The following is a 12371-nucleotide window of genomic DNA, read 5'->3' as shown; positions in this document are numbered from 1 at the left end:
TTTGTGTACAAAAATAGAGAAACCTTACATTTTAGCTGATTCATTCATTATTCATTTATATAAAATGCCCATCGATTACAACGAAATCCCGTCGCCTTGTTTTGTTCTGGACGAAACGCTCTTACGCCAGAACCTGAGCCTGATCGATTCGGTGCAGCAGGCGGCCGGTTGCAAAATCATCCTGGCCTTGAAAGGTTTTTCTATGTTCAGCGCATTTCCGATCGTGAAAGAATATTTGAGCGGCGCAACGGCAAGCTCGCTGAATGAGGTGAAGCTGATCAATGATTTCATGGGTTACCAGGCGCATACATACATGCCGGCGTATCTGGATAATGAGTTTGCAGAGATCATGGAGCGCAGCAGCCACATCACATTTAACTCCCTGAGCCAATGGGAGCGGTTCAAAGATAGGGTAGAGGCATTCAAAGCTGCGAACCCAGACCATGAGCTTTCCTGCGGCATCCGCGTAAACCCGCAATATTCGGAAGTCGCGACGGATATGTATAATCCTTGCGTGCCTGGCTCGCGCCTGGGCATTACGCGGGACAAAATGCCGAACACCTTGCCGGATGGGATAGACGGCATCCACTTCCATACACTTTGTGAGAATGGTTCGGATACATTGGAGCGGACCTTGGAAGCATTGGAATCACGCTTCGGAGATTTGCTGCATCAGGCCAAGTGGTTGAATATGGGAGGCGGTCATTTGATGACAAGAGAAGGATACGATATTGAAAAACTAAAAAAATTAGTTAGTAATATAAGGGCTAAATATAACCTGGATGTGATACTGGAACCGGGTTCAGCCATAGCCTGGCGGACGGGTGTTCTGGTCACAAGCGTACTGGATGTGATGGATAGTCAAGGCATCGATGTCGCGATCCTGGACACGTCATTTGCGGCGCATATGCCGGATACATTAGAGATGCCTTATAAGCCTGTCATCGCAGGTGCCAGCATGGAAGCAGTCGCAGGAAAACCAACTTACAGAATGGGCGGTATGACATGCCTCGCAGGCGACTTCATTGGTGACTATTCGTTTAATCAACCATTAACGTCTGGAGATAAAATCATATTTGAAGACATGATACACTACACCATGGTTAAAACGACAACATTTAACGGCGTTAACTTGCCTTCCATTGGTATGGTGTCAGCTGGTGGCGATTTTAGATTGATCAAGTCTTTCGGTTACGAGAGTTTCAAAGACCGGTTATCATAGTAAATGCCTGATTTTGCTTAACATTCTCTCTTAAATCGAAAAGCCTCGTTCGAATAATCGTTATAAACACGACAGACCGAACGAGGCTTTTTCTATATTTCTTTTCGAAGAAATTTGAATCCTATTAACGTTAATTTCCCTGTGGAAGCATTGGAAACAGTCGCCTGATCTCTTCTGGTGACGGTTGTTTTCCATACTCAGTTATCTCAAAAACTTCCACAAATTTTATCTTCTCAGATTGCTCTTTTCCGTACCATTTTTCAACGGTCAGCTTAATCTCCGGGGTGATAGAAGAACGTTTTTCCGTAGCTGCCAATAGCCACTTTTTTCGCTCTTCAAGACCTTTCGGAACATTAGCAAGATCCTGATTTGTCCAAGGCAACCATTCGTAGAATTGGGAGACATGCGCGTCCAATCCATCGACTTTTTTAGTAATTGCTGTGGTGATGTCAATAGCAATGTCCGGACGGAAAGGGTTAGGACGCTGAAAACGATCCCGGAAGTAAAGAAAAACAGGGTTTTTAACCAGCGGAGGCACACTACTAAGAATATTAGGCACTATTACCAGGTAGGATGCATCCTGCACAATTACCCCAGTATTGCGGTGATCGGGATGATAATCGTTTGTTCTGGGTGCGATCACCACATCTGCATTCCATTCGCGGATTTTGCGGATCACTGCCAGCCGGTTTTCTAATGTGGGGAAAAGCTCGCCGTCGTGGTTGTCAAGCACGTCGTATTCGATGCCTAGTCGCTTCGCCACTTCCCTTGTTTCATTAAGCCGACGTTTAGCCAGTTCTCCGCCGCCAATATCCTGGTGGCCTGCGTCGCCATTGGTAAGGGAAACGAATTTAACCTTATGTCCCATGGAGGAGTAAATGGATGCGACGCCTCCGGCGCCAAGGTCGCAGTCGTCGGGATGTGCGCCAAACACAATGATTTTGAGCGGTGTTTTGGCAGCGTCCTTTGCGCTTTGTGAAAATGCGGGCGTTAGCCATATCAGCAGAAATGGCAGAAATAAAATTTTTCTCATATTGGTTAAAATGATTTAGGTTGGGATTGATGCAAAATAGGAATTAAAATTTGTAGTTTTTTTTATTCAAAATTTTATGCATTTTATGAAGTCACAAACGCACTTAAAACCTGTGCAAAAGCTTGTTTGGAGAAAATGGGGGCAGAAAAATTTACGCCTGCTAACCTTCCAGAGTAACAAGTGTTTAATGATTTTACGGTAATATTTAAAAAGCCCCCGCTTAGATTCTTCTAATATTCCTGTATCTTTGTATCCCGTAATCATAGAAAAAAAGCAACGTCTTATGGCTTCCAAAGCACGAAAGACCGCGAAGTACATTTTCGTTACGGGCGGTGTAACATCTTCACTTGGCAAAGGAATCATTGCCTCTTCATTAGCAAAACTACTGCAAGCCCGAGGGCTTTCTGTTACGATTCAAAAATTCGATCCATATCTTAATATTGATCCGGGAACCATGAATCCTTACGAGCACGGCGAGTGCTATGTAACGGACGACGGTGCTGAAACGGATCTTGATCTGGGCCATTACGAGCGTTTCCTGAATGTTCGCACATCCCAGGCCAACAATGTTACTACGGGACGCATCTACCACAATGTCATTACAGCTGAGCGCCGGGGGGATTTTCTGGGCAAAACTGTTCAGGTTGTCCCGCACATTACGGACGAGCTGAAAAGGAATATGCTCCTGCTCGGTCAAACCGGCGATTATGATATCGTTATTACGGAAATCGGCGGTTGCGTAGGGGATATTGAGTCACTTCCGTTCCTGGAAGCGGTTCGTCAGGTTAAGTTTGAGATGGAAGAACATAATACGCTTGTGATCCATCTGACCCTGATCCCTTATTTGAATTCTGCCGGAGAGCTGAAAACCAAACCGACGCAACATTCGGTAAGAATGCTGCAAGAAGCGGGGATCCAGCCGGATATCCTTGTTTGCCGCACGGAACATCCGCTTCCTTACGATATTCGCAAAAAGATCGCGCTTTTCTGCAATGTTCAGGTGAATTCTGTTATCGAGGCCATGGACGCGGATACGATTTACGCCGTTCCTTTGCTGATGCTGAAAGAAAGACTGGATCAGCGCGCGCTGTATATGCTCGATATTTACAACGATAAAGACGTCGATCTGGATTCGTGGAAGACGTTTTTGTCCCGCTATAAAAATCCGGTTGATTCCATCCGCATTGGTCTGGTAGGAAAATATGTTGAATTGCATGACGCTTACAAATCCATCGTTGAATCATTCATTCACGCCGGAGCAGCCAACGAGTGCAAAGTGAACATTGAATGGATCCATTCGGAAAGCCTTACAGCAGAAAATGCCGTGGAAAAATTGGAAAGCCTGGATGGTGTTCTGGTTGCGCCTGGTTTTGGTGAAAGAGGGATCGAAGGAAAAATCGCTGCGATCCAGTATGTGCGTGAAAACAACATTCCTTTCTTCGGAATCTGTTTAGGCATGCAAATGGCGGTTATTGAATATGCAAGAAATGTAATAGGCTGGGATGGAGCACATTCTGTTGAAATGGACGCGAACACCGATCATCCGGTTATCCACCTGATGAAAGATCAGAAGGACGTTTCCAACAAAGGCGGCACCATGCGTCTGGGAGCTTATCCATGCAAGATCAAGAAAGACACGCTGGCGAGCCGGATCTATGGTAAAACGAACATTAGCGAGCGCCACCGCCACCGTTACGAGTTCAATAATAAGTATCTCAAAGACTTCGAGGAAAAAGGACTGGTTGCAACCGGAATCAATCCTGACAACAACCTCGTTGAAATGGTTGAGCTGCCCGGGCATCCGTTCTACATTGGCGTGCAATTCCACCCTGAGCTGAAAAGCACGGTGATGAACCCGCATCCGATTTTTGTGAACTTCGTGAGTGCTGCACTTACTTATTCGCTGCAAAAGAGATCTGTTGAATCGCTTAACACCACAATCCACTGATCACAAAAAAGGCCGATAAGCAAAAAACTTATTACCTTTGCCGTCCCCTCGCGGGTTTACTATTTCAATCATTTCAAGTAAATAATGGATAAAAATTTTATCATCGGCTTAGTATTAATCATGCTAATGCTGATTGGCTACCAGATACTGGTTCCAAAACCTGTGGAACCTGCACCTGTGGAGCAAGTAAAACAAGTTACTACAAAACCCTCTGTTCAATCACCAACAGTCTCGGATTCAACCAACTTATCTGCTCAATCCACTGATTCAAATGCGGTAGCGCAAGTCGCTCCGAAAGACCTGGTTATCGAGACGAACGACACGCGTGTTGTTTTCTCTAACAAAGGAGGGGTCATGAAAGAGGTAATGTTGAAAAAATACAAAACCTACGATCAGAAGCCGCTTTACCTGATTGCGGAAAATCATAACAGTTTCCGGATCAACTTCCCGACCACAACAGGTGACGTGCGCTTGACGGACCTGTTCTTCACTACTGAGGCGCAAAATCAGAAAGTAGGGGAAAAAGACTCAGTAATAGTAACTTACCGCGCTCCGTTGAAAGGCAATCAGTTTGTTGAACAAACGTATGTTGTGCATGGAAGCGGTTATGTGATCGATTACGGCATCAAATCAAATGCTACCGGATCAAGTGACAAACTGGTTCAGCTGGACTGGAACAATGATCTGCTGCAATTGGAAAATGATATGCACAAAAACCGTGAGGTGGTCACGATCAACTATTATACCGATGATCTGCAAAGCCTTGCGACGAGCCCGACAGCAACAGAAGAGGATAAAACGGCCGAACCTGTCAAGTGGTTTACAATCAAACATAAATACTTCCTTGCCGGTCTGATCGCGGATAAGCATCCGTTTGGTAATGTAGCTGTAAGGGCTGACGTGAACCCTGCGGATTCTAACATCGTAAAGACAATGCATGTTTCGGCCGGAATTCCGATGTCTGCCATACAGAAAGGGGAGGCCAATTATCAGTTCTTCCTTGGACCAAACGATTATCACCTGGTCGATAAGGTTAAAGCCGAGAATTTCGACCAGAATGTTTATCTGGGATATGCGTTTTTAAAGCCTATCAACAAGTTTTTCCTTGTTCCGCTTTTCAACTTTTTGGAAAAATTTGTGAGCAATTATGGTCTTTTAATCATACTGCTGGTAATTTTTGTAAAAACAATCCTTACACCGCTGACTTACAAGTCATATATCAGCATGGCCAAGATGCGTCTGCTGGCACCCGAGCTGGAACAGATACGCAGCCAGAACCCGGATGATATGGCAAAGCAACAGCAAGATCAGATGAAGCTTTATCAGGAAGTAGGCGTAAGCCCGCTGAGCGGCTGTATCCCCGTGCTGGCGACCATGCCAATCCTGTTTTCGCTGTTCTTCCTGTTCCCCAACCTGATTGAGCTGCGGCAGCAACCCTTCCTGTGGGCGAGCGACCTTTCTACTTATGATTCGTTTATCAAGCTGCCCTTTACCATTCCTTTTGGTGTAGGAAACCACATCAGCTTGTTCACCGTGTTGATGACGGCGTCCAGCATTGGTTATGCTTATTATAACAATCAGATCACGCCAACGCAGCCTGGCCCGGTAAACATGAAAGTGTTGGGTTACATTATGCCGTTGATGTTCATGTTTGTTCTTAACTCGTTTCCGGCCGGTTTGACATTCTATTATTTTGTATCAAACGTGGTGACGATCGCGCAGCAGCTTTTGATCAAGCGTTTTGTGAATGAAGACAAGATCCGGAACATTCTGGAAGAAAACAGAAAGAAAAACGCGAATGGCGAGAAGAAGCAGACGAAGTTCCAGAAATATCTGGAAAAGTCGCTTCAAGCCGCAGAAGAGGCCAAAAAGAAGCAGGCTGAGCTTGAAAAGCGTTCGAAAAAGAAATAAAAGATTTAATATATCGTAATGTATAGGGCAATGTTTCCAACCGGAAATATTGCCCGTTTTTTTCTCTTAGACCGGATTTTGTAATTTGTCCGCCGTTACTCAATTTTCACCCACTGTTACGATGAAATCAATTATTGTAGTCATCTTCATACTTGCCGGTTTGAGCGATGCAGCATTTGCCCAGAATATTGCACAAACGGAAAGCAGATATAAAGCGGCGCTTGGAGATTATAAACAAGGACGTTATGCCGCAGCAATGGAGAAACTTTCGCCATTGACAAGTGTCAATTCAAAAACCACCTTCTCAGCTTACGCACATTACTATTATGCACTTTCCGCTTACCAATTGAAGCGTTTCAGGGAGAGCAAGCAAATGTTACTGCAATTGCAAAGCCGCTATCCGGGGTGGAACCGTATTGCCGATGCGCAATATTTGCTTGGTGCCATTGCGCTGGAAGAGGGCAAAACGGATGAAGGACTGGCACATTTGGCCAAAATCAAGGATTCTTCTTTGGCTAAGGATGTATTTTCTTTAAAACAACATTATTTCGGCTCGATTACGGATCTAGCTAAACTGAAAAGACTGCAAAAGCAATATGCGGATGATCGGGACATTGCATTGACCCTGGTCCACTTTATAGAGACTTCCCCAAGCTCAACACAAACTGACTTCCAGATCGCGGAGCAGCTTCAAAAGCAGTTTAAATTTAGTAAAAAAGAAAAAGTTGCCGTAGCAGAAGAAGCGCCAAAGCGCAGCATTCCAAAATCCGAAGGGCAGTGGACAAAAGGTTACTATGATGTTTCTGTGCTCCTTCCTTTTCGTTTGGATGAATTCAGCACGGGCAGGCGCCGTTCGAACCAGTTTGCTTACGACTATTACCAGGGCCTTATAATGGCCAAAGAACAGCTTGCCGCTGAGGGAATAAGCGTAAACCTCTGGGCATATGACGTGGGAGCTGATGCCAAAACGGTCGAGCCGATCGTTGAAAATAAGAATTTTCAGCAATCTGATATGGTGATCGGGCCGTTGTATCCTGCCACATTCGATGTCACTTCCAGCTATGTTGCCAATGGAAGGGCTATCATGCTTAATCCGCTTTCAACCGATGGCAACCTCTTGAAATCCGGCTCTAATATTTACCTGGCGCATCCATCTATCGCTTTTCAAATGCAAAAAGCGGCGCAATGGATGAAAACGCAGGCGATGGGATTGTCCGCTGCGATCTACTACGGTGGAACGTCAAAGGACTCTGCAATGGCATTTTCATATGCCAACGAATGGAAGAGTAAGGGAGGGAAAGTGCTGGAAATGCTTAAAATCCAAACGTCCCGCGAGTGGCTGGAAAACAATCTTTCCACCTTTGAAACTACAAAACCATCTCACATCGCCCTCTTCTCTACCGACGGATCTTCCGGCGCAATGTTGATGGAGGTGTTGAACGGACGTAAACTGACCACAACTCCGGTCCTGAGCACATCTACAAGTTTCAGCGCGCAGCAGTCCAGACTTAACCGGTATGCGTCCCGGCTTTACCTGATTGATACGGATTATGTAGACCGTGAAAAGGAGAACATTCGTGAGTTTCAAAAGAATTACTGGAACAAAACGAACACTTTCCCATCCGTTTACTCTTACCAGGGATTCGACCAGCTATTGTTTTTTATGCGTATGCTTGCCAAGCATAAAGATAGGTTTCAGGACGGCTTGCAATCCGCACGGCCGGCGGGTGATGAATATCTTTTGTCAGGATTTAATTTTACAAAAGCAAACGAGAACCAGATTACACCTGTTTTGAAACATAACGGCTCCAAATGGACGCCAGTAGACAGGTAACCCAAATTAGCGTATCCAATGAACATTGCAACGAGTCAGCATCTTTTTGAAAAAGCACAACATTTCATTCCTGGTGGCGTAAATTCTCCCGTCCGCGCGTTTCGTGCAGTAGGCGGTTCGCCCGTTTTTATCAAGTCAGCCAAGGGGCCTTATGTTTACGACGAGGATGATAATGAGTATATAGAATTAATCAATTCCTGGGGCCCAATGATCCTGGGACATGCTAACGAATTGATACAAAAGGCAGTTTACGATGCCATTCAGCATTCATTCTCTTTCGGTGCGCCAACGCGCCGGGAGGTGGAGATGGCTGAGCTTATCGTAAGTATGGTGCCTTCGATCGAAAAGGTAAGAATGGTAAATTCGGGCACTGAGGCTACAATGTCTGCGATCCGGGTGGCCAGAGGTTTTACAGGAAGAGATAAGATTATCAAATTTGAAGGCTGCTATCATGGCCACGGCGACAGCTTTTTAATAGCTGCGGGCAGCGGTGCCGTCACTTTCGGCACACCGGATAGCCCGGGCGTTACAAAAGGTGTGGCAAATGACACATTAACAGCACCATTTAATGATCTTGAAGCAGTTCAAACGCTCGTAAATGCCAACAAGAATGCAATTGCAGCATTGATCCTTGAACCTGTGGTTGGTAACATGGGCTGCGTCCTTCCTGCCGAAGGTTTTTTGCAGGGTTTGCGTACAATATGTGATGAGGAAGGAATCGTCCTGATCCTGGACGAAGTAATGACAGGCTTCCGTTTGGCAAAGGGCGGAGCACAGGAAAGATTCGGAATTACACCCGATCTAACAACGTTAGGAAAAATTATAGGTGGAGGAATGCCCGTAGGAGCTTACGGAGGCAGGGCTGACATTATGAACAAGGTGTCGCCAGCCGGTCCGGTTTACCAGGCAGGGACGCTGTCTGGCAACCCGATTGCGATGGCAGCGGGGCTAACCATGCTGAATTATCTGAACGATCATCCGGAAGTTTATACGCAACTGGAAGCATCGGGAGAGAAGTTATCAACAGGTTTCAAGGCATCCATGCAGAAGTTGGGTTTAAACTATACATTAAACCACATCGGCTCCATGTATACGCTCTTCTTCACGGATCAGCCCGTAACAGACTTTCCATCTGCAAAGTCGTCAGACCTTCCATTATTTGGCAGATATTTCCACGCTATGCTAGACCGGGGCATCTACATGGGCCCATCCCAATTCGAAAGCATGTTCCTATCCACTGCATTGGAAGACAAACACTTAGATAAAATCATAACGGCTAATGAAGAATCACTAAAAGAGATTCTAGATCTATAAAAATCGGCGACCATTCATTCATCGCATCCGCGACTGCTCATTCACTCATTCATCGCAGCGGCGACCGCTCATTCATTCATTCAAAATTAATTAATGCGCCAATACTCCATCATCATCCCTGTCTACAACCGTCCCGACGAGTTGCAGGAATTGCTGGAATGTCTTGTGCACCAGACTATTAAGCATTTTGAGGTGATCATTGTGGAAGATGGCTCAAAAATCATGGCGGATGCGGTTGTAAAATCTTTTGAAGATAAACTGAACATTAAATACTTCTTCAAAGAAAACGGTGGGCAGGGCTTTGCCAGAAACCACGGTTTCGAGCGTGCTTCGGGAGACTATTTTATTCTGCTGGATTCAGATGCGCTGGTTGAACCTGACTATCTGGCTGTTGTCGAGCAAAAGCTAAATACGCACTACGTCGATCTGTACGGTGGCCCCGACACAGATCATCCTTCTTTTACGCCTATACAAAAAGCGATCAGCTATTCCATGACCTCCGTTTTCACGACGGGTGGGATCAGGGGAAAGAAAAATAACATGGGCGGAACATTCCATCCCAGAAGCTTTAATATGGGCCTTTCCAGGCAGGTTTGGGAAAAAACAGGAGGATTTTTAACAAGCCGGATGGGAGAGGACATTTTGTTCAGCATTGCTGCTCTACGGCTCGGATTTCGCTCTGCATTGATCCCGGAAGCATTCATTTACCACAAGCGCCGCACGCAATTCATACCATTTTTCAGACAACTGAAATTTTTTGGAAGAGCCAGGATCAACATTGCCCGGTTTTACCCGGATGAACTGAAACTCGTGCACACATTCCCGCTGCTTTTTACCTTGGCAGTTTGCAGCATCCCCCTCTGGTTTTTGATCTTCAAGCCATTCTTCTATTTGGGCCTGATTGGATTAGCCACATACATTGCACTTCTTTTTATAGATGCATTCAGAAAAACAGGCAGCGCTGAGGTTGCATTTCTGGGCATAGGAGCCGCTTTTGTCCAGCTCTTCGGCTACGGAATCGGCTTTATGGAAGAAGGATGGAAACGGCTTTTCGAAAAAAAATCGCACCGGGAAACCGGCGCGACCATCGAATATCCATCATAACATTGGCTTCCAAATTACCGGGATCCCGGGGTTGAAACCCCGGGCTAAAGTATCTATCATATCTGACGATATTATCTTGGTTTCGATTGTGATTATATCATAATCACCAGATATCACAACCTGGGGTTTCAACCCCAGGGCCGCCTACAACGCCTTTTCGCAAAAGAACCAGGAAACCAGGGGTTAAAACCCCTGGCCAAAATATGGAACAGGGGTAAACCCCTTTAAGGTGAAGATATTATAACCTGGCGTTTCAACCCCAGGCCGCTTGCTGGCTAGCAGGATGGTCTGCTGGTGGCTAGCAGGATGGTCTGCTGCTGTCTAGCAGGATGGTCTGCTACTGTCTAGTCGCATGATCCGCCATCTGCTCAGACGCATGATCCGCTAGCGACCCGGCAGCCTCCATCACAACGCCTTCTGGCAAAAATAAACGATCTCCTCACCAGGCAAAGCATACCGGCTAACCTCCGCTTTGGTCAGCTCATCCATCACAAATCGGTCCTCCTTAACAGTAAAACCACCTTTCTCCAACTCGCGACCATAATTTCGTCCAAATAACCGCAAATGGTCATTTTGTAAAAAGTACTTTTCCCTTTCCTTGGGATCTGTAATGGTGGCATCTTCATAAGTCACTTCATACTTCATGTCCTGTGGCGATTGGATCAATGCCCAGCCGCCAGGTTTTAGAACACGGTGCAGCTCGCTCATCGCCAGAATATAATCGTCCACGTGCTCCATTACGTGATTACAAAAGGCAACGTCAAATGTATTTTCTGGGAACGGAATCGAATGAATATCCATCTTCACCTTTGCCAATGGTGACTCAATGTCAGCTGTAATATAATCCAGGTTTTTCATCTGCTCGAAGCGATCTATGAAGCAATATTCTGGTGCTACGTGCAGGACTTTGAGGTTGGCGGTAAAGAAATTGGTTTTTCTTTTAAGATATAGACCCATTAGCCTATGTCGCTCTAAGGAAAGGCAACTCGGGCAAAGTGCGTTCTCACGGCTGGAAGTGTTGCGGCCGTAAGGCAGGAATTTCCGGTAACGGCTTTCGCAAACAGGACATTCAACCTGATTACCAATGTAAAAAATGCTGAGAAAACGGGCAACCCAATGTCCGACCAGTTGCAGATAGGGCCGGGGAATATACCTTAATACTAAACTAATGATGGATTTCATTAAATCAATTAACTAAAAATTAATAATTTTAGGATCATAATAAGGAAAAAAGTAATAAATGATTCCATCAATCGATCCGAAACCACCTGGCAAAAGGCTAATTAAACGAATGTCAACGCGTACGAAATGGATGATATTGGCTCCATTCGGCTTGTTGATTTTCAGTTTTGGCCTGACCGTCCTGAGCGAGGCAGCACACCAGCGCCGGACAGGAGTTCCTACGCAGGTTTGGGTTGTTTTGGGATTGTATAGTCTTGCGCTGATCAATGGCGGCCTCATCATGTTTGGCGAAGCCCTCCGGTTCCGGATACTACTGGACGTCCGCAGGGAAACCCGGCGCAGCATGCGTCAGCTTGTTCGGAAAATCAACATTAAGTCTGCCAGCAAGCATAAACCGGGTAAAAAAGCAAAAAGCCCTACCAAAACAGATTGACAGGGACTAGTTGAATTCCTTTTCGTAGATGCTAAATTATTTTTTATTAGCTTCAAACTGAGCCTTTATTGCTTCAACATCAACGTTGCGTACTTCTGGCTTGCGTAAAAGATCTTTGATTTTCGCTGTGCGGTTATTAGCTACTGCTTTGTTTCTGCGACTCTTACGTTTTAATTCCGTAACTCCCATTGTAAAATATTGTTTTGTGAAAGAGCCGCAAAATTAATCATTTTCATGTAAATAATGCAGACAATAGTCACAAATATTGCCTAACCTGCCCTAACTTTACGGTTAAATTGGCCTACAAGCCAAATTAATTACAAATACTGACACCAATTGACGTTCGATAGCCGGCAAACTTCACTTGCCGGTTCATCGCTTTCAGGTTCC

10 protein-coding genes are annotated in these 12371 nt (G+C 45.4%); 7 read left to right on the top strand and 3 right to left on the bottom strand.

The features are described 5' to 3' along the window. The first annotated feature begins 64 nt into the window (after positions 1-64). On the top strand, positions 65-1222 hold the full coding sequence (gene nspC, locus NFI80_RS07020) for a carboxynorspermidine decarboxylase (RefSeq protein WP_235163679.1): 1158 nt from the start codon (positions 65-67) through the stop codon (positions 1220-1222). Between the two features lie 130 nt (positions 1223-1352). Here nspC and NFI80_RS07015 read toward each other — a convergent pair whose 3' ends face one another. Further along, entirely contained in the window at positions 1353-2255 is a 903-nt protein-coding gene (locus NFI80_RS07015; protein ID WP_235163680.1) for a PIG-L deacetylase family protein, read from the bottom strand. Positions 2256-2538: 283 nt separating this feature from the next. Between NFI80_RS07015 and pyrG the strand changes: the two genes are divergently transcribed. The 5 genes from pyrG to NFI80_RS06990 all read left to right on the top strand — a co-directional run bounded on the left by pyrG (position 2539) and on the right by NFI80_RS06990 (position 10366). Continuing rightward, the gene (gene pyrG, locus NFI80_RS07010) at positions 2539-4203 is read left to right on the top strand and encodes a CTP synthase (protein ID WP_026628857.1); all 1665 of its coding nucleotides are present in this window, start codon (positions 2539-2541) and stop codon (positions 4201-4203) included. An 84-nt stretch (positions 4204-4287) separates the two neighbouring features. Continuing rightward, positions 4288-6114, top strand: a complete 1827-nt coding sequence (gene yidC / locus NFI80_RS07005; protein ID WP_235163681.1) for a membrane protein insertase YidC — start codon at positions 4288-4290, stop codon at positions 6112-6114. Between the two features lie 121 nt (positions 6115-6235). Next, positions 6236-7948 carry an ABC transporter substrate-binding protein gene (locus NFI80_RS07000; protein WP_235163682.1) on the top strand — a complete coding sequence of 571 codons (1713 nt, stop codon included), beginning with the start codon at positions 6236-6238 and terminating at the stop codon, positions 7946-7948. A gap of 18 nt (positions 7949-7966) precedes the next feature. After that, positions 7967-9262, top strand: a complete 1296-nt coding sequence (gene hemL, locus NFI80_RS06995) for a glutamate-1-semialdehyde 2,1-aminomutase (RefSeq protein ID WP_235158790.1) — start codon at positions 7967-7969, stop codon at positions 9260-9262. 93 nt (positions 9263-9355) lie between these two features. After that, positions 9356-10366, top strand: coding sequence for a glycosyltransferase family 2 protein (locus NFI80_RS06990; protein WP_235163683.1), 1011 nt, complete (start codon positions 9356-9358; stop codon positions 10364-10366). Between the two features lie 405 nt (positions 10367-10771). Here NFI80_RS06990 and NFI80_RS06985 read toward each other — a convergent pair whose 3' ends face one another. Then, positions 10772-11548 carry a class I SAM-dependent methyltransferase gene (locus NFI80_RS06985; protein ID WP_235163684.1) on the bottom strand — a complete coding sequence of 259 codons (777 nt, stop codon included), beginning with the start codon at positions 11546-11548 and terminating at the stop codon, positions 10772-10774. A gap of 109 nt (positions 11549-11657) precedes the next feature. Here NFI80_RS06985 and NFI80_RS06980 point away from each other — a divergent pair, with 109 nt between their 5' ends. Further along, on the top strand, positions 11658-11981 hold the full coding sequence (locus NFI80_RS06980) for a hypothetical protein (protein ID WP_235158786.1): 324 nt from the start codon (positions 11658-11660) through the stop codon (positions 11979-11981). Positions 11982-12017: 36 nt separating this feature from the next. On the opposite strand, the gene NFI80_RS06975 is transcribed toward NFI80_RS06980, so the two are convergent. Then, positions 12018-12170, bottom strand: a complete 153-nt coding sequence (locus tag NFI80_RS06975; RefSeq protein WP_169719995.1) for a hypothetical protein — start codon at positions 12168-12170, stop codon at positions 12018-12020. Between the last annotated feature and the right edge of the window lie 201 nt (positions 12171-12371).

Origin of the sequence: Dyadobacter chenhuakuii, from assembly GCF_023821985.2 — a bacterium.
Classification (GTDB): domain Bacteria; phylum Bacteroidota; class Bacteroidia; order Cytophagales; family Spirosomataceae; genus Dyadobacter; species Dyadobacter chenhuakuii.
Note: the sequence above shows the minus strand (reverse complement) of the source record. Positions and strands in the feature narration are given on the sequence as shown.